Here is an 18,013-nt window from a genome sequence, read left to right on the forward strand (position 1 = left end):
TTACGCCGCCTTGCGCCCTTGCGGGCTGGCCAGCGCGACGCAGCGGCGTGCCAGGATTTCGGTGGGATCGAGCACCGGGACTTTCTTGCCGCCGACCTCGAACTTGTCGTCCTGGGCGATCAGCAGCGGCAGTTCGGTACAGCCGAGCACGATGACGTCGGCCCCCTGCGCCACCAGGTGGGCGATGGCGCGCTGCAGCTTGGCGCGCACGGCGTCGTTGACGAAGCCGGCCTTGACGCCTTGCTCGCCGTAGATCACGTCCATGACCAGCGCCTGGTGCTCGGCATCCGGCACGATCATGCCGAACTTGCCGTCCCCCTTGTTATGCCCGGTATTCCGGTCGACGGCCTGTTGGTACACGCGGCTGGCGATGGTGCCGGAGGTCGCCAGCAGGCCGATGCAGGTTTTGTCGCCGTGGCGTTTTTCGATGTAGCTGACGGTTTCCGACAGCATGTTGACGATCGGGATCGACAGGTAGGACTGGATGCGTTCGACGAAGGCGTGCGCGGTGTTGCACGGGATCGCGATCATGTCGGCGTTGTCGTTCTCGAGGCGCTTGCAGGCGGCGTAGATCGCCACGGTCGGATCGGCGCCGTCGCCGATCAGGTTGTCGGTGCGGTCGGGGATCTTGGGGTTGTGCTCGACCACCAGCTTGATGTGATCCTGGTCGCGCGCGGCCGGCGTGTTCTTGATGACCTTCTCGATGAAGTCGACCGTGGCCGCCGGACCGACGCCGCCGACCACGCCGATCTTGAACGAGCGCGCCACCTGTTCGGCCTGGAAGCTCAATGCCGATTCCGCATAGATCTGGTTGGTGTCGATGATGGGGATGCCGCGCGCGCTGAGCGCCTCGGCCACGGTGGCGATCTCGGTCATGCCGGGCACGATGACTTGCGCGCCCTGGTCGAGCAAATCCTTGCAGGCGCGGTACAGCAGGTCGATCGACTCGCCGTCGAGGTAGCCGTTCTTGATGCCGGTGGTGCCGTAGACGGCACGCATCAGACAGGCGTGCTGCATGACGGGCGCCGGATAGAGCAGCTCGCAGTCGCCGGCGAAATACTTTTCGAACAGCGCCTTCTTGCGCACGTAGCTCGAGGTCAGCACGCCGATCTTCTGCAGCTTGGGCAGGCGCTGCGCCAGGTGGCGTCGGATGGCGGCGACCATGTCGATGATCGGCACGCCGACCTCGGCCTGCACCTCGTCGATGAAGGTATGGCTGATGAAGCAGGGCAACAGCACGGCGCTGGTGCCGCGCTGCTCGAACTCGCGCAGCATGTCGAACACGTACAGCTTGCGGGTGTTGGTCTGGGCGTTCTCGGCGCCGGCCATGTCGGCGTCGTCGAAGGCCTGCTGGCCGAACAGCACCTTGACGCGCTCCCTGGCGGTGGTCTTGGCGGCGGTGCGGGTCATTTTTGCGTACAGGTCCGCGCTGCCGATGGCGCCGAGGCCGCCGATCACGCCGACCGACATTGCTCGCTGGATTTGTTCGACTTTCATGGATACGCTCGCACGGATGTTGTTCTATGTGCCGAGCATAATCGTTGCAGCGCGCGACGCTATGCAAAGTAGTACGAAGGTTATGTCGCCAACGCATAGTTTCTCGCAACACGTACCGGGCGGGACTTTCCACGCCCGGTTGCAACTGTTATACATGTAATCCTCAGCGCGCCCGCCAACTCAGCAACAAGGAAAACAGCCGATGGACATCAAGTGGATAGAAGACTTTCTCAGCCTGGCGGCGACGCGCAACTTCTCGCGTTCGGCGGATCACCGCAACGTCACGCAGCCGGCCTTCAGCCGCCGCATCCGCGCGCTGGAAGCCTGGACCGGCGCCGAGCTGGTCGACCGCAGCACCTATCCGCTGACGCTGACCGTGGCCGGCAAGCTGTTCAACGACGCCGCCTCGGAAGCGCTCAAGCTGCTCAACGATGCCCGCAACCAGCTGCGCAGCGAGCAGACCGCGCACAACATGTTGCGCGTAACGGCGGGGCATTCGCTGGCGCTCAGTTTCTTTCCGGAATGGCTGGACGGACTGAACGGGGATGGCGGCGCCGACCTCAGCGCCCGTATCACCGCCACCAACATCCACGACTCGGTGCTGGCGCTGAGCGAGGGCGAATGCGACCTGCTGCTGTGCTTTTACCACCCGCAACTGCCGCTCCTGCTCAACCCCGACCAGTATGAATACCTGACCGTCGGCAGCGAGCGCGTGATCCCGGTATCTGCTCCCGATAAAAACGACGCCGCCCTGTTCCGCTTGCCCGGCAGCAAGAGCAAACCAAGCCGCTTGCTGGCGTATCCCGCAGCGTCCTTCCTCGGCCGCGTGATGGAGCTGATCCTGGCCAACGCACCGCACGCGCCCGGTCTGCTCACGACCTACGAGTCCGAAATGGCGGAGTTGCTCAAACGCATGGCGCTCAACGGCCACGGCATGGCGTGGCTGCCGCAGCGCTCGGTGGCGGAGGAGTTGGCGAACGGCAAGCTGGTGCCGGCCGGCGGCGATGCCTGGTCGCTGGAACTGGAGATTCGCGTGTACCGGTCGCTGCAAAACAAGCGGCCGGCGCTGACCCGCCTGTGGGACAAACTGACAGCTTCCTGAACCGCAGAAAAATTAAGCAGCCGGCATGTTTTCCCCTCAAGTACGGCATCGCAGCATCCGATAACATAAGGACACGCAACGTATCGACCGGATATCTGCCTGTTCCTGCATAAAGAGCCAGAAGCCACAAGCTGCAAACATCGGCCACCAGGAACAAGGTAAGCGGCGGACAGCGTCCAACCTCGAGGGAAGACAATGAAAAATCTGAAAATCGGCACACGCCTGGGCATAGGCTTTGCCGCGATCCTGGTGCTGATGAGCATCATTACCGCCATCGGCGTCTGGCGCCTGCAATCCGTGGGCAACATGACCGACTATATGGTCCACAACGCGCTGGCCAAGGAACGGCTGGTCAATGCCTTCTACAAGTCCATCGAACTCAACGTCGGCCGCATCGTCGCCGCGGCCAAGAATGCCGATCCGGCGGAGCAGAAGTTCTACAAGGATCAGATCGTCGCCACCATTTCCAAGAACAACGAATACGTCAAGCAGATGGAAGCCACCATCGTCGACGACCAGGGCAAGGCGCTGCTCAATGAAATCAACGAACACCGCAAGGTGGTGATCGCCAACAACACCGAAGTCTTCAAGGAAAAAGGCGCCGGCAACGAAGAGGGCGCGCGCAAGGTCGTCGAAGAGAAGTTGTTGCCCAACGCCAAGCTCTACCTGGCCTCGATCGAGAAGCTGTCCAACCTGCAGAGCGACGCCATCACCTCGCTGACCAAGGAGGTCGATGATCTGTTCAAGACTGCGCGCCTGCTCATGATCGTGCTGGGCGGCATCGCGCTGGTGGCCGGTATCGGCTTGGCGGTATTCATCACGCGCTCGATCACGCGACCGCTGGTGACCGCGGTCGGCGTCGCCGGCCGCGTCGCCCAGGGCGACCTCGGCACCACCATCAAGGTGGAGTCGCGTGACGAAACCGGCCAGTTGATGGCCGCGCTCAAGGACATGAACGACAACCTGGTCAATATCGTCGGCCAGGTGCGCACCGGCACCGACACCATCGCCACTGCCTCGGCCGAGATCGCCAACGGCAACCTCGACCTGTCCAGCCGCACCGAGCAGCAGGCCGGTTCGCTGGAAGAAACCGCCGCCGCCATGGAGCAGCTCACCTCGACCGTCAAGCAGAACGCCGAAAACGCGCGCCAGGCCAACCAGCTGGCGGTGTCGGCGTCCGAAGTCGCGACCCAGGGCGGCGCCGTGGTCGGCCAGGTGATCGACACCATGAGCGCGATCAATGAGTCGTCCAAGAAGATCGTCGACATCATCAGCGTGATCGACGGGATTGCCTTCCAGACCAACATCCTGGCGCTCAACGCCGCGGTGGAAGCGGCGCGCGCCGGCGAGCAGGGCCGCGGCTTCGCGGTGGTGGCCTCGGAAGTGCGCAGCCTGGCGCAACGCTCGGCTTCCGCCGCCAAGGAAATCAAGGAGCTCATCACGGCCTCGGTGGACAAGGTCGACAGCGGCAGCAAGCTGGTCGAAAACGCCGGCGCCACCATGTCCGAAGTGGTCGCCAGCGTGCGCCGCGTGACCGACATCGTCGCCGAGATCAGCGCCGCCAGCACCGAGCAGAGCACCGGCATCGAAGAGGTCAACCGCGCCATCGTGCTGATGGACGAAAGCACCCAACAGAACGCCGCCCTGGTGGAAGAAGCCGCCGCCGCTGCGCGCGCCATGCAGGACCAGGCCGCCAACCTGGCGCAGATCGTCGGCATCTTCAAGCTCAAGGGCTGACCCGCCTGCATTTCCTCCCCGCCGGCTGCGGGAATTACGTACAAAGATCGTTCCCGCAGCCGCCGTCTCTCTCGCTACAATGTCTGCTCCCTGTTTTTGTGCAGACTTGAGCGGACCGTATGACCACCATCGAAGACATCCGGCGCGCCGCCGCGCGCCTGCAAGGCCAGATCCTCAACACGCCGTGCGTGGAATCGCGCACGCTGTCGGAGATCGTCGGCGCCCAGGTTTTCCTCAAATTCGAAAACCTCCAGTTCACCTCGTCCTTCAAGGAGCGCGGCGCCTGCAACAAGCTGACCGACCTGGCCGCCGCCGGCGTGCGCGGCGTGATCGCCATGTCGGCCGGCAACCATGCGCAGGGCGTGGCCTATCACGCGCAGCGGCTCGGCCTGCACGCGCTGATCGTGATGCCGCGCTTCACGCCGGGCGTCAAGATCGAACGCACGCGCGGCTTCGGCGCCGAGGTGGTGCTGCACGGCGACACGCTGGAAGAAGCGCGCGCCCACGCCTTCGCGCTGGCGCAGGAACGCGGCCTGACCTTCGTCCATCCCTACGACGATGAAGCCATCATCGCCGGCCAGGGCACGGTCGCGCTGGAAATGCTCGATGCCGTGCCAGACCTCGACACGCTGGTGGTGGCCATCGGCGGCGGCGGCCTGCTGGCCGGCATGGCCGTGGCGGCGCGTGCGCGCAAACCCGACATCGACATCGTCGGCGTGCAGGCCAAGCGCTTCCCGTCGATGATCAACGCGGTGCACGGCACCACCCATGCGCTCGGCACCAGCACCATCGCTGAAGGCATCGCGGTGGCCACGCCCGGCGTGCTGACGCGCGAGATCATCGCGCGCGAAGTCAATGACCTGCTGCTGGTCGACGAGGGCGACATCGAACAAGCCGTGCTGATGCTGCTGGAAATCGAAAAGACCCTGGTCGAAGGCGCCGGCGCAGCCGGGCTGGCGGCGCTGATCCGCCATCCGGAACGCTTCCGCGGCAAGCGCGTGGGCATGGTGCTGTCGGGCGGCAATATCGATCCGCTGCTGCTGGCCGCCATCATCGAACGCGGCATGGTGCGCGCCGGCCGGCTGGCGCGCGTGCGCGTGTCGGCGCGCGACGTGCCGGGCGTGCTGGCGCGCATCACCGCCACCGTCGCCGAGGCCGGCGCCAACGTCGACGAGGTGCATCACCAGCGCGCCTTCACGATGCTGGCGGCGCAGAACGTCGACATCGAACTGGTCCTGCAGACGCGCGGCCGCGAACACCTGGCGCTGGTGCTGAACGCGCTGCGCCAGGCCGGCTTCGAAGCCGAAGAACAACACTAAAAGAATAAAAGAAGGGGAGAGGAGCGATGGCGTTTTCGCTGGAGAATTTCGAATACCTGGCCTACTCGCGCCAGCACGAGGACGCCGCGCGCGAGCTGATGGCCCTGCTGTCGGCGCTGGACGCCAACTACGGCCTGCCGGGTGCGGATTTCACCGCCAGGCCGCTGTCGAGCGTGCAGGCCGATGAGCTCAACGACCACGTCGTCACGCGCATCGCGGCGGCGATTTCCTGCCTGTTCGCGGACAGCGAATTCCAGTTCTCCCAGCTCGGCTTCGGCCAGATGCTGGTGATGCATCGCTGGCTGTCCAGCCTGTTCGCGGCGAGCTCGTTCCGCAACGCCGACCATGTGGTGCGCGCCTGGAACATCCGCGGCAAGGGCAACCTGCGCGAAGTGGAAATCAGCAACCGCGACCTGATCAAGTTCTGCCTGCTGTATTCGCCCGAATCCGAAATCCCGATGGACCTCGACGCCTTCTGGGCGCACGACAAAACGCTGGTCGCCAGCCTCTGCCTTGCCCTGCTGTCGCCGCGCCTGCTGGCCACGCCGGTGGCCTACGAAAAGCGCGAACAGATCCTGCCGTGGCTGGCCGCGCGGCTGGAACAGATTGAGGACCTGGCGCAGCTGCCGTCCGGCATCCTGCACGACGTCTACATGCATTGCAGCTACGCGCGCCGCGCCGACAAGCACGACATCAAGAAGCCGATCAATGCGCTGATCCGGCGCAGCATCGATCGTGCCGGCATCAAATCACTGAGTACGCCCGTTCAAACCGACAGTTCAGGCGGCAAGAACAAACCCGTGCTGCTGGTCGTGGTGGAATGGTTCAGTTCGGCGCACTCGATCTACCGCACGCACTCACGCACGCTCGAGGCGGCGCGCGAACTCTTCCACGTGGTCGGCATGGGTTACGCCAGCACGGTGGACGACGCCGGGCGCGCGGTGTTCGATGAATTCGTCGAGATCACGCCGGGCGAGATCCTCGACCAGCTGAAGCAGATCCGCGGCGTCGCGCAAGACAAGGCGGCGCAGGTGTTCTACATGCCCAGCGTCGGCATGTTCGCACTGACGATGTTCCTGTCCAACCTGCGTCTGGCGCCGGTGCAGGCGATGGCGCTCGGTCATCCGGCGACCTCGCACTCGCCCGAGATGGATTACGTCGTGGTCGAGGACGACTATGTCGGCGACCCGGCCTGCTTCAGCGAACAGCTGCTGCGCCTGCCCGGCGACGGTATGCCGTATCGCGCCTCGGCCCATGCGAGCCAGCTCGATCTGCCAACGGAAATCCGCGAGACGCCGGACGTGGTGCAGATCGTCGTGGCGTCAACGACGATGAAGCTCAACCCCGACTTCCTGCGCGCCTGCCAACGCATCCTGCGCGAAGCCAAAAGCAAGATCCACTTCCATTTCCTGATCGGGCAGGCGCAGGGCATGCTGATCTATCCGCAGGTCAAGCGCGTGATCGGGCAGTTCCTCGGCGACGCCGCCACCGTGTATCCGCACCAGCAGTACGGCGCCTACATGCAGGTGATCGCGCGCTGCGACATGTTCATCAACCCTTTCCCGTTCGGCAACACCAACGGCATCATCGACACCGTCAGCGCCGGCCTGGTCGGCGTGTGCAAGACCGGACCCGAGGTGCACGAGCACATCGACGAAGGCTTGTTCGGACGCTTGAAATTCCCGCAATGGCTGGTGACGCCGACGGTCGACGAGTACATCAAGGCCACCGTGCGGCTGGCCGACGACCACGCGCTGCGCCACCGGCTGCGGCGCGAACTGACCGGGGTCGGCGCGGTGCAGACCATCTTCAGCGGTCGTCCGGAAATCATGGGGCAGATGATGCTGGAAACGCTGAAGTCGAAGGCATCCTGAACGCAAGCGAAGCGGGCTTGCAGGATGAGGGGAGGAGGGATTGAGGCGGCGGCGAAAGAATCAGTCGCGCTTTTCCGCTTCCTGGCGATTGCGCTTGCACAGATACATGGCCTCATCGGCGCGCGCCAGCAGCGTGACGAAATCGCAGACTTCATCCGGCTCCAGCGTCGCAATGCCGACGCTGATCGTGACATCGCAATGCGGCCACGGCGCCGCAGCCAGCATCGCCTGAATCCGCTCCACCACCAGTTGCGCGCCGAGGTGCGGCGTATTCGGCAAGATCACCGAGAATTCGTCGCCGCCATAGCGTGCCACGAAATCGCTGGCGCGCAGCGGCATGCGCAACAACTCGCACAACAGATTCAGGATGACGTCGCCGGCCGGATGCCCGTAGACGTCGTTGTATTGCTTGAACTTGTCCACATCAATCATCAGCAGCGACAAGGCCGAGCCGCTGCGCACGTGGCGCGACCATTCTTCGTGCAGGCGGCGGTCGAAACCGCGGCGGTTGCCGACGCCGGTCAGCGGATCGGTGAGCGTCTGGCGCTGCAGCTGCTGCATGTCGCGATGCATCTCCAGCTGATCCATGAACTGCTGCGCCAGCAAATGCAAGCCGTCGCGCTGATGCTGCGTCAGCCGGCGCGGCACGCGATCAAGCACGCACAAGGTGCCGATCAGTTCGCGGTGCTGATCGCTGAGGGGAATCGCTGCATAGAAGCGCACCTTGGGTTCCAGCGTCATCATGGCCAGCCCGGCGCAGCGGCTGTCGGCATGAAGATCGCCGATTTCGGTAATGCGGTCCGGGGTGGTGACGGCGGTTTCGCACAGGCTGTAATCGGCGGTGCTGCACACCACGCTCGACTGTCCTGCAAACCGCCACCATTGGCGGCGATGATCGACGCCGCTGTCGAGTGCGACAGCGGCGGTGAGCGACAAGGCGCCGCGTTCGGAGCAATCGAATTCGCCCTGCAGTTGCGAGACCATGGCTATCGGCGCTTCACACAGCAGGCCGGCCAGCGAGGTGATGTTCCACAGCAGGCGGCCCAGGCGCTCGTCGGGCTCGCTCATGGGATGACCCGGCAGGCGCAGCGACACGGTCGCTCCCGCACCGCCGCCCAGGCCGATGCCGAAACCGTGTTTGTCGCTGACGCCTGTCTGCAAAGCTGCCATCGCCGTCGTTTCCTGTTCTTGTTCTGCCCCTGAAGTACTGCCCCTGACCAGAGAATGTAAAACGATCCGGGGCAACTGTATATCCCCCAAACGTGCTACAGACAGGTTTTATGGCAAAGGCTGAATAAAAACACAACGCTGCGCGCCCCGACCGTGACAACATCGACAACTATCGTGGCAATTACAACAACAATTTTGACGTGAAGCCACCTCCAGTCAGGTTTTCAGGCTTTCTGGTAAAAACCCTGATCAGCCCGGATACCGAGATCGGCCACCATTTTTTTCGGATCGAAATCGTCTTCGGCGAAGCGCTTTTGCACGTGCGCCACTGCCGCCGTCATGGCGTCGATATCCGCCCATTCGAGGAAGGTCACGACGTTGAATTCACCATCGCCGCCGATCTGCGAGAGGATATGCCGCTGTGCCGATCCCGGCAGGTCGACCAGAATCGCATGCACGTAACGCAAGCGTGTCATGAAAGCTTCCAGCGATGCGGCGGGGACGACGAATTTGTCGACGCGGTAGACGGCAGCGGATTTGGATGAGGTGGAAGGGGTGGAAGGGGTGGAAAAAGCAGGCAATTCAAGCGAAGCCGGGGACGACAAGTTTACGGTGGACATGTGAATTTCTCCCTTAAAATGATGATCCGCTTGCAGTCTAAAACCTCAAGCAAAGTTGAGGTCAAGGAGAACTTCATGATCCCGTTGTCAGCACTTGAGCAGGCCGGTATTGCGTCGATGCTGTCGGTCGGCGACGTCGCCAGGCGCAGCGGCGTTGCGGTCTCGACGCTGCACTTCTACGAGTCCAAAGGACTGATCACCAGCACCCGCACCGACGGCAACCAGCGGCGCTACCCGCGCGAGGTGTTGCGCCGTATCGCCTTCATCCGCGTGGCGCAGCGCGTCGGCATCGGACTGGCCGAGATCGACGCTGCGCTCGCCACGCTGCCGGCCACGGCGGCGCCCAGCCGCAGCGATTGGGAACGCCTCTCGGCCGGCTGGCGCGCCGAACTCGACGAGCGCATGGCGCAGCTGAGGAAGTTGCGCGACACGCTGGACGACTGCATCGGCTGCGGCTGCCTGTCGATCGACCGCTGCCGCCTGCGCAATCCGCTCGACAAACTGGCGGCGCAGGGTGCGGGGCCGCGGCGTTTGCTGGTAAAACAGAAGGGATTGAAGCGCGACGAATGATTTTTTCCGGCAACTGATACGGTCCACCTGTCCATGCAATCCGGTCAGGCAACAAGTTTATTTCGCCGCTCTCACAATATCCGCCGCTGTGATCCGTCTTCACGGCATGGAACCGACGATGGCTCAAAACAATAAACACATCACCGACACCGTCTTGCGCGAGCGAACGCGGCTGCGCAACTTCATTCGCACGCGGGTACCCGACCCGGGCGAGGCGGAGGACATCCTGCAGGATGTGTTTTACGAACTGGTCGAAGCCTGCCGTCTGCCCGAGCCGATCGAGCAGGTCGGCGCCTGGATGTTCCGGGTGGCGCGCAACCGCATCGTCGACCGCTTTCGCAAGAAGAAGGAACAGGCGTTGCCGGAGGTTTCCGGCGACGCGGACGATGACGGCTGGCTGGAAGACATGCTGCCGGACACCGACGCCGGCCCCGAGGCGGCGTATGCACGCTCGATGCTGCTGGCCGAATTGCAGGACGCACTGGAAGAATTGCCGCCCGAACAGCGCGACGTCTTCATCGCGCACGAACTGGAGCGGCGCAGCTTCAAGGAACTGGCCGCCGAAAGCGGCGTGAGCATCAATACCTTGCTGGCGCGCAAACGCTACGCAGTGCTGCATCTGCGTGCACGCCTGCAAACCCTATATGACGAATTCAACAACTGAACTTCGACTGAACCACGTTGAATTCCACTTTTAATCTATCTCATCTGTAACGGAGGAAAAAAATGAACGGCCCAATGAACTGCAAACGAAAATTCTGGAAGATCCTGGTCTTCATCATCGCCGGCGTCGCCGCACTCGGCTTTGTCGTCATGTCGCTGTGGAACTGGCTGATGCCGTCCCTGTTCAGCGGTGCGCAACAGATTGATTATTTGCATGCCTTGGGATTGTTCGTGCTGTGCAAGATCCTGTTCGGCGGCTTCCGCGGACGCGGCTGCCACCACCAACACCGCCAGCGCTGGGAACAGATGAGCGAGGAAGAACGCGAAAAATTCAAACAGGGCATGCGCGGAATGCGCGGCTGGCGCGAGCGCTGGAATCGCAACGAGCGCAACGGCGTCGCCGATGCCAAAGACCCGACTTCCGGTGGCGTCTGACGCCATCGCTGATCAAAAAAATGAATCAAACTTTGCAGCAACAGCAATCGCAGCCGCACACGCACTCTGCCAGCGGCTGCAAACAAACCCCGGGCGTCATCGTCCCGGCGGTCAATCTGAAACGTTGCGAAGGGAAGGGCGATTGCCTGGTGGTGTGTCCGGAAGACGTTTTTGAAATCCGCCGCATCGACGACGCCGACTACCAGTCGCTGGGCATGCTCAACAAATTCAAACTGCGCGTGCACGGCATGCACGTCGCCTACACTCCGAACGCTGATGCCTGCCGTGCCTGCGGCCTGTGCGTCACGGCTTGCCCGGAACAGGCGATCACGCTAGTGCGCGCCGCTTGATTTTCCTTACGGCTTGCCGACCGAAATCTGCGGCTCATCCTTGTGCTTGATGTCAGCTGCTGTCTTGTCGTGATGCGGCGGCTTGCTGTGGTCGAGTTTGGACTCGGTTGAGTCCTCGTATTCGTGGTCGGGGTTGACCTGGGTATCAGCATTGTCGGTCTTGGCGGCATTGTCTGCCGACTGCGGGAGATGTAAAACGGGACGATTGGACATGACGGTACCTGTCGATTCTGAGGGAATGACTTTCACTGTAGTCGCCCGCACGCGCAATGGACATCGGACAGTGCCGCAAGATGGCGTAGGAGAACAGACCGCACGGCCTCCACAACAAAACGGCGACCCGCAGGCCGCCGTTTGCAATAACGCTGTTACTTCAGCAATACGTGTTACCAGCCGTTCTGCGCCGCCGCCTTGCGATACGCCAGGCCGGCCAGCGCCACGTCTTCCAGGCCGATGCCGATGGCCTTGTAGATCACGATATCACCCTCTTTGCGCTGATAACCGATGCTGCCGTCGACGGCCTGGCCCAGCTCCCACACGTTGGCCCAGTCGAAGGTGCCCGGTGCGCATTGCACCAGGTCGCCGGCTTCGACCTGCGCCTGCGGCTTCCACTCGACCACCAGCGCAGCGGCGCGCTTGATGGCGACGTCGTCCAGTTCGCGTACGGTGGCCTTGCTGGCGCCGACGGCGGCGACGAAAGCGCCCGGCTTGATCAGGTCGCCCGAGAACAGCGGCGTGGTCGCGCGCGTGACGGTCACCAGCACGTCGGCCTGGCGCGCGGCTTCGTCGATCTCCACCACGCGCGCCGGCACGCCGTAAGCTTTTGTCACTTCGTCAGCCAGCTCCTGCTGTCCGGACAAACCGGCGATCAGGATTTCCTTGAACTTGCGCACCTGCAGCAGCGCCGGAATGTGCGAACGCGCCTGCACGCCGGTGCCGATGATGGCCAGCGTGTCGACGTCCTTGCGCGCCAGCGCATCGCAAGCCACTGCGGTCGCGGCAGCGGTGCGCAGGCCGGTCATGGTGTCGCCCTCGATGGTCGCCAGCGGCGCGCCGGTCTCGGTCGAGAACAGCGTGATGACGAACTTGAACGCACCCTTGATGGTGGTGTAGACCTTGGCGCCGGCGATGCCCGCATCAGGGATCACCGCGCCCATCATCGACAGCATCACGCCGTTGGATGCGCTGGTGCGCACGCGCGCTTGCTGCGCGCCGCTGCCGGCTGCGGCGAAGGCTTCGCGCATGGCTTGCACGGCGTCGGCGGTGGTGACGAGTTCGCTGACTTGCTGGTTGGTGATGAGCTTCACGGTGGTCCTCTTCTAAACGTTGGTTGATGCAGAAACGAAATCTTGTAATTTGCAGTTGCTAGCGCAAGGGTTTAGCGCACTGCGTGCGCGGCGCGCAGGCAAGCCCAGATGCGATCCAGATCGGGACGGGCGTCGTCGATGCGGCGGTACACGCGGATGTCCATCTCGTCGCTCCACAGGCCGGTCGACAGCGCCTCGTTGTCGTTGGGCGCGATCGCCAGCGTCAGCTTGCCCTCGGCCACTTCGCGCGTCACCGCGCTGGCCGGCAGCCAGGCCACGCCATGGCCTTCCAGCACCATGCTTTTTAAGCCCTCGGCCAGGTCCGACTCAAAGCGGCGGAACACGTGCACCGGGCGCGGGCTGGCGCTGAGCTGCTTCTCGACGATGCGGCTCAGCGAGGAATAGGAAGAGTAACTCAGGAACGGCACCGGCTCGCTCGCCGTGCCCGGCAGCGTGTACTTCGGCACGCCCTTGCCGATGGCCTTGACATAAGGACGCAGCGGCTCCTTGCCGAGCGACAGCATGGCGTAGCGCTCGGCGTCGAGGTCGATGCCCTGCTGCGGATGGTGATAGCAGATCAGCAGGTCGCAATGACGCTCGACCAATGCCATCACGGCATCGTGCACATTGGTGGCCTGCACCGTGGTCGCCATGGCGCCGGTGCACTTCTCGATTTCGGACAGCAGCTTGGGATACAAAGTCAGCAGCAGCGTGTGCGGCATGGCGAACTTCACGGTCGCCTGCGCCCCGGCCAACTGGCCGCGCAGGATCAGGCGCGCCTGGGTCGACTGGTTGAGCATCTCGCGCGCGATCGGCACGAAGGACTCGCCCGCCGAGGTCAGCGCGCAAGGGTAGGTGGAACGGTCGAACAGCTCGGCGCCGAGCCAGGCCTCCAGCGAACGGATGCGGCGACCGAAGGCCGGCTGCGTGACATTGCGCAGCTTGGCCGAGCGGCTGAAGTTCAGCGTCTCGACCACCGACAGGAAGTCTTCCACCCATTTGATTTCCATTTGTTCGCGCTCTTTTTTGCTGGTTGTGCAGGTAATTGGAGGTGTCGTGCCGGCGGGGTGCGGGCCCTGCGGAGCCGCATACTTTCCGGCATGACACTATACAAATACGGCATGGGAATGTCCCATGCCGTTTCGGCATTGCCTTTGCGACAACACTTTAAACACCTGCACCAAGGCCTGAAACTGGCGCGCGCCACGGCAGCTCATGCACAATGGCGGCTCGCGCACCGCCGCCCCATCGTTCAGTATTCAGCACACCTCAGGAAACCGCATGCAAGACATCCGCCAGTTCATCGACGCCTCCAATGACCTCAGCGCCGCCGCCATGGCGATCCGGGCGCTGATCGTGTTCTGCTTCACGCTGATCTTCCTGCGCATCGCCGGGCGCCGCTCGTTCGGCCAGCGCAGCGCCTTCGACCTGTGCATCACGGTCTTGCTGGGCGCGATCCTGAGCCGCGCCATCGTCGGCGCCTCGCCGCTGCCGCCCACGCTCGCCGCCGGCGCCGTGCTGGTGCTGCTGCACCGCCTGATCGGCGTGCTGGTCACGCGCTGGGCCTGGCTCGACGACCTCATCAGCGGCACTGAACGCCTGCTCGTCAAGGACGGCCGCAAAGACCCGCACCAGATGCGCGCCGGCCTGATCAGCGATCGCGACATCGACGTCGCCCTGCGCAAGAAGGAAGACGGCGCCACGCTCGAGCACGTGGCGCGTGCGGTGCTGGAGCGGAATGGGGAGATCACGATTACGCTGCGTGATGCGAATGCACCGACGGAGCGGCTGCACTGATCCAGCCGGCACGTGATTTACAATCGCCTCTCGCGTCAGTGCATCAATACCTGACGACACCATCAACCAAGCACAGCCACAGAATCCACCGAATCCGATGACCAGCCCGACCATCCTGCAAGCCACCGACCTGAGCTTCGGCTACCCCGACCATGAGGTGTTCAAGAACCTCTCGCTGGCCCTCCCCGCCGGCGTCACCGTGATCCGCGGCGGCGACGGTCGCGGCAAGACCAGCCTGATCCGCGTGCTGGCCGGCGAGCTCAAGGCAAGCAACGGCCAACTGGCCATCAACGGCATCCGCCTGGATGAACAAGCCGCGCAATACCAGCAGCAGGTCTACTACGTCGACCCACGCACGGAAGCCTACGACCAACTGAGCGTGCCGGAATATTTTGCATCGGTGAAGGCGAGATTCCCCGGCTTCGACGAGGCCGCGCTGCCGGAATTATTGGAAGGCCTGTCGCTGACGCCGCATGCGGAGAAGAAGCTGTTCATGCTGTCGACCGGCAGCAAGCGCAAGGTGTATCTGGCGGGGGCATTTGCCGCAGGCGCGGCGGTGAATTTGCTGGATGATCCGTTCGCCAGCCTGGACAAGAGCTCGATCAATTTTGTGAGCGAGGTGCTGGCGGGTTTTGCGGAGGAGGGTGAGCAGAGTTCGCAGGTTTGGGTTGCCAGTTTTTATGAGACGCCGGAGGAGATTGGGGCGCGCGAGGTCGTCGACCTGGGCGACTGAGTTTTGTTCTGGCTACGCGGCTTATTTTCCCGAGCTGATGTGATCTTCAAGCGATGCAAACAGATCCGGGTTCAGCAGATCCTTCAACGGAATCCCCAACGCGACCGCCAACAACTCCATGTTGTCGATGGAGATATTGCGTACCGCACGTTCCACTTCACTGACGTAGGTGCGGCTGAGCTCTGCCCGCAGAGCGAGGTCTTCCTGGGATACGTCCTTCAAACGTCGGGCGCGGCGCAAATTCTGTCCGAATATTTCTCGTGCGGAGATAGATGCTTTTGGCTTTTTCATGCCGTAAGCATCCGAGGATTGAAACTTACAGTCCACTAACTATAGATGACTCAATGTAAACTATGAGTGACATAAAGAGCAATTAAAGATATATTTTGCTCATTAAACGTCTCGCAGATGAGTCCGTCACTATGGTTAAACAGATGAGCTTCTTCGCCATCGCCTGGAAGCAGATGGCAGAGCTCGATGATTTTCTAGCCGAGCAAGCCGCTGAAGCGGCACAGCGCATCACCGACCGATTTGTGCTGAAGCAAAAGCCGGATGCGTTTGCAGCCGCAACAGACTTCCGATTGGAAGTCATCGTGCGCAAGGATTCGATCCGGGGCGAGGACAACGCAACCCATGCCTGCGCTTTGCTTGAGCTGAGCTTGCCCGCCGTCTCCACGGCAGCATCGCGAGAGACCTATATGGAGACGGTCAGATTATTGCGTGAAGCCACCAAGGAAGCGATGGCGCTGCCGCCCATACTGACGAGGACGGTAGTCCGCTTCCGATGGTCAAGAAAGTATCGTTAGCCGGGAATATTCGGCTCAACAAGATTGGCCAGCTGCAGAAGCGACTCCTGCCAACCGAGATAACACATCTCCACCGGAATCAGTTCCGGAATCCCCGCCTGCGTAATGCGCACTTCCGTGCCAACTAAAACCGGCTTCAACTTCACCGTCACCTGCATTTCGCCAGGTAGATTCGGATCGTCAAACTTGTCGGTGTAGCGAACCAGCTCGCCCGGCACCAGCTCCTTGTATTCACCACCGAAAGAGTGGCCATTGCCGCTGGTGAAATTCGAAAACGACATGCGGAAGGTACCGCCGACTTTGGCTTCCAGATGCTCCACGGTGCAGGTGAAGCCGTAGGGCGGGAGCCATTTGGCGAGGGCGTCTGCGTCGGTGAAGGCGCGGTAGATTTTGTCGGGGGTGGTGCGGAGGATGCGGTGGAGTTCTACGGTTCCTGTTGCCATGGTGAGTCCCCGCTTAAATCTTTCTGTTGTTGGAAAATCAAAATAATAAATTTTATGAACACCCGCTACGTCATCATAAATGATGTCTGTATTGGTTTCCGTTGCTCCCCTGGCTATTTTTAATAACTATCCGTAGTGCTGTTCTCTATGGCAGTTGGGACATAGCGCGAGTGCATTTTCAATAGTATCGTCCCCGCCTGCGGCCAGAGGTAGTCGATGATGAACTTCGAGGAAGGGTGTTCCATCACTTTTTCGATTGAACGGTGCTCCTCGATTGCATTCTTCACATACGCCTTTAGATCGAAATAGGACCTCGCTTATGACATCGGGATTACGCTGATATGCGGTGGAGAACACTCGTATAGCTGATGGTTTCGTCGGTGCTTCGGCTAATCTAAGAAGTCTTTGTTCGCGAGGTGATTGAGATGAGACACGAACCGCGTTCGCAAGCTTTGAATTTGCGTAGTGGGCGTCAATGGCAATCGTCTCCGGTTGTCGATCTTCTAGGCGCAGAATGAACGCCTTAGAACCGTCTACTTGTCGAACTATATTCTCGTACTTAAATATGCCGCGGAAGACAAAACGACCTGAATTTGAAGGTCGTGAGAAGGTCAATATCGGCAGGTCCTGAACTTCGAGAATCGCTTTATTTTCTTTAAAATATTCTCCAAAGTTGGCTTTCTCACTGTTCTTTTCTCTTTTGCTTTTCAAGTAGTACTTTAGCAAAGTGCCTTCTTCAATCCATTCATTGGGATATTGACCATCTTGGAGCGTCGCTTTGATGATTGCCGCTATCGCATTCTTGTTTGCCTCTAGGACAAACATACCTCCGGCTTGAGTATTGTAATGCCGGGCTAAAATTAGAATGTCGTGTACGTCATACTCGCGGCCAATTTCAAAGTCTGTAATACGAGAGCAATCGTTGGCCCATCGTCCAAAACGGATTTCGAAATCTCCAACGATGTCTTCAAACGTTGTGAGACCAAAGCGCTTCATCTCTTTGTATATAGGTGCTTCATTACCTAGGTTAAAACGTTTTAAATATACCAAGAGATCACCAACTCGTTTGAACCGGGAGATCCAGCCGCCTGAATAACTAACTTTGCGTTTCATCTCGTCGGACAGTTCACTATCCAACGCTGGGTGTATCACGGTTTGGAAAAGAAACTCTTCTGCTAACTCAATTGGTGTAGTTCCCATTGAATACTTTGATTGTGATTTTAGTTAACTTTCCCCGGGCATTTACATTTCTAGGGAGAGCAAAATAGTTCTTTTGAGGATATCACGCCCGCTGAACCGTGTTGATGGTGTGGCTGCAATGTGCCTGAGAAGGATCGACTATATGAGGGTGTCGTGTTGATTTTGCTCACGGAACTGACCCTATCCAATTGATCCACCTTCCAGCCTCTGGAGAACCTGTGACCCGCTCGTACGACCCTTCATACCGCAACGCTTGCAGCTCCAAGTACGGCTGTTTTACGTACGACGTGGCTCGGCGGCTTCCATCTTTAACCAGGCGGAGAGTTTGAGTGTGTACTTGTCCAGAGAACTCCGTGGACGCCTGTCTGGGCAAGCTAGCTCAATGGTGTT

At 61.2% G+C, this 18,013-nt stretch carries 20 protein-coding genes; 11 read left to right on the forward strand and 9 right to left on the reverse strand.

Features of this window, described 5'->3' with window-relative positions:
• Positions 1-1,497 carry an aspartate/glutamate racemase family protein gene (locus ACIROY_RS20435; protein WP_402277968.1) on the reverse strand — a complete coding sequence of 499 codons (1,497 nt, stop codon included), beginning with the start codon at positions 1,495-1,497 and terminating at the stop codon, positions 1-3.
• Positions 1,498-1,699: 202 nt separating this feature from the next.
• Between ACIROY_RS20435 and ACIROY_RS20440 the strand changes: the two genes are divergently transcribed.
• The 4 genes from ACIROY_RS20440 to ACIROY_RS20455 all read left to right on the forward strand — a co-directional run bounded on the left by ACIROY_RS20440 (position 1,700) and on the right by ACIROY_RS20455 (position 7,529).
• A complete protein-coding gene (locus ACIROY_RS20440) occupies positions 1,700-2,599 on the forward strand; it encodes a LysR substrate-binding domain-containing protein (protein WP_402277967.1) in 900 nt (299 codons plus the stop codon).
• A 195-nt stretch (positions 2,600-2,794) separates the two neighbouring features.
• On the forward strand, positions 2,795-4,336 hold the full coding sequence (locus ACIROY_RS20445) for a methyl-accepting chemotaxis protein (RefSeq protein ID WP_402277966.1): 1,542 nt from the start codon (positions 2,795-2,797) through the stop codon (positions 4,334-4,336).
• Between the two features lie 119 nt (positions 4,337-4,455).
• Positions 4,456-5,655, forward strand: coding sequence for a threonine ammonia-lyase (locus ACIROY_RS20450; protein ID WP_402343772.1), 1,200 nt, complete (start codon positions 4,456-4,458; stop codon positions 5,653-5,655).
• 26 nt (positions 5,656-5,681) lie between these two features.
• A complete protein-coding gene (locus ACIROY_RS20455) occupies positions 5,682-7,529 on the forward strand; it encodes a peptide transporter (protein ID WP_402343775.1) in 1,848 nt (615 codons plus the stop codon).
• 60 nt (positions 7,530-7,589) lie between these two features.
• Here the strand turns inward: ACIROY_RS20455 and ACIROY_RS20460 are convergent, their stop codons facing one another.
• A complete protein-coding gene (locus ACIROY_RS20460) occupies positions 7,590-8,699 on the reverse strand; it encodes a GGDEF domain-containing protein (RefSeq protein WP_402343778.1) in 1,110 nt (369 codons plus the stop codon).
• A gap of 224 nt (positions 8,700-8,923) precedes the next feature.
• The gene (locus tag ACIROY_RS20465; RefSeq protein ID WP_402343781.1) at positions 8,924-9,319 is read right to left on the reverse strand and encodes an antibiotic biosynthesis monooxygenase; all 396 of its coding nucleotides are present in this window, start codon (positions 9,317-9,319) and stop codon (positions 8,924-8,926) included.
• 75 nt (positions 9,320-9,394) lie between these two features.
• On the opposite strand from ACIROY_RS20465, the gene soxR reads away from it, so the two are divergent.
• From soxR to ACIROY_RS20485, 4 genes are all read left to right on the forward strand, one after another.
• On the forward strand, positions 9,395-9,889 hold the full coding sequence (soxR, locus tag ACIROY_RS20470; protein WP_402277961.1) for a redox-sensitive transcriptional activator SoxR: 495 nt from the start codon (positions 9,395-9,397) through the stop codon (positions 9,887-9,889).
• A gap of 106 nt (positions 9,890-9,995) precedes the next feature.
• A complete protein-coding gene (locus ACIROY_RS20475; RefSeq protein ID WP_402343784.1) occupies positions 9,996-10,553 on the forward strand; it encodes an RNA polymerase sigma factor in 558 nt (185 codons plus the stop codon).
• Positions 10,554-10,615: 62 nt separating this feature from the next.
• A complete protein-coding gene (locus tag ACIROY_RS20480; RefSeq protein ID WP_402343787.1) occupies positions 10,616-10,987 on the forward strand; it encodes a hypothetical protein in 372 nt (123 codons plus the stop codon).
• A 20-nt stretch (positions 10,988-11,007) separates the two neighbouring features.
• Positions 11,008-11,337: a 4Fe-4S dicluster domain-containing protein gene (locus ACIROY_RS20485; protein ID WP_402343790.1), complete on the forward strand. Its 330-nt coding sequence runs from the start codon at positions 11,008-11,010 to the stop codon at positions 11,335-11,337.
• A gap of 6 nt (positions 11,338-11,343) precedes the next feature.
• Here ACIROY_RS20485 and ACIROY_RS20490 read toward each other — a convergent pair whose 3' ends face one another.
• The 3 genes from ACIROY_RS20490 to ACIROY_RS20500 form a co-directional block, all read right to left on the reverse strand.
• Positions 11,344-11,550, reverse strand: coding sequence for a hypothetical protein (locus tag ACIROY_RS20490; RefSeq protein ID WP_402343793.1), 207 nt, complete (start codon positions 11,548-11,550; stop codon positions 11,344-11,346).
• 173 nt (positions 11,551-11,723) lie between these two features.
• Positions 11,724-12,644: an ornithine cyclodeaminase family protein gene (locus ACIROY_RS20495; protein WP_402343796.1), complete on the reverse strand. Its 921-nt coding sequence runs from the start codon at positions 12,642-12,644 to the stop codon at positions 11,724-11,726.
• Between the two features lie 71 nt (positions 12,645-12,715).
• Positions 12,716-13,654 (reverse strand): LysR family transcriptional regulator, encoded by a 939-nt coding sequence (locus ACIROY_RS20500; protein WP_402343799.1) that lies wholly within the window; start codon positions 13,652-13,654, stop codon positions 12,716-12,718.
• A 271-nt stretch (positions 13,655-13,925) separates the two neighbouring features.
• On the opposite strand from ACIROY_RS20500, the gene ACIROY_RS20505 reads away from it, so the two are divergent.
• Together ACIROY_RS20505 and ACIROY_RS20510 are read left to right on the forward strand one after the other, a co-directional pair.
• Positions 13,926-14,441: a DUF421 domain-containing protein gene (locus tag ACIROY_RS20505; protein WP_402343802.1), complete on the forward strand. Its 516-nt coding sequence runs from the start codon at positions 13,926-13,928 to the stop codon at positions 14,439-14,441.
• A gap of 97 nt (positions 14,442-14,538) precedes the next feature.
• The gene (locus ACIROY_RS20510; RefSeq protein ID WP_402343805.1) at positions 14,539-15,174 is read left to right on the forward strand and encodes an ATP-binding cassette domain-containing protein; all 636 of its coding nucleotides are present in this window, start codon (positions 14,539-14,541) and stop codon (positions 15,172-15,174) included.
• A 21-nt stretch (positions 15,175-15,195) separates the two neighbouring features.
• Here ACIROY_RS20510 and ACIROY_RS20515 read toward each other — a convergent pair whose 3' ends face one another.
• Positions 15,196-15,465 (reverse strand): helix-turn-helix domain-containing protein, encoded by a 270-nt coding sequence (locus ACIROY_RS20515; protein WP_402343808.1) that lies wholly within the window; start codon positions 15,463-15,465, stop codon positions 15,196-15,198.
• A 143-nt stretch (positions 15,466-15,608) separates the two neighbouring features.
• Between ACIROY_RS20515 and ACIROY_RS20520 the strand changes: the two genes are divergently transcribed.
• Positions 15,609-15,980: a hypothetical protein gene (locus ACIROY_RS20520; RefSeq protein ID WP_402343811.1), complete on the forward strand. Its 372-nt coding sequence runs from the start codon at positions 15,609-15,611 to the stop codon at positions 15,978-15,980.
• Here the strand turns inward: ACIROY_RS20520 and ACIROY_RS20525 are convergent.
• Together ACIROY_RS20525 and ACIROY_RS20530 are read right to left on the reverse strand one after the other, a co-directional pair.
• On the reverse strand, positions 15,977-16,423 hold the full coding sequence (locus ACIROY_RS20525; RefSeq protein ID WP_402343814.1) for an SRPBCC family protein: 447 nt from the start codon (positions 16,421-16,423) through the stop codon (positions 15,977-15,979). The genes ACIROY_RS20520 and ACIROY_RS20525 overlap by 4 nt on opposite strands.
• 126 nt (positions 16,424-16,549) lie before the next feature.
• Positions 16,550-17,623 (reverse strand): HNH endonuclease, encoded by a 1,074-nt coding sequence (locus tag ACIROY_RS20530; RefSeq protein WP_402343817.1) that lies wholly within the window; start codon positions 17,621-17,623, stop codon positions 16,550-16,552.
• Positions 17,624-18,013: the final 390 nt, after the last annotated feature.

It is taken from the genome of Herbaspirillum sp. NPDC101396 (assembly GCF_044767365.1).
Classification (GTDB): domain Bacteria; phylum Pseudomonadota; class Gammaproteobacteria; order Burkholderiales; family Burkholderiaceae_D; genus Herbaspirillum.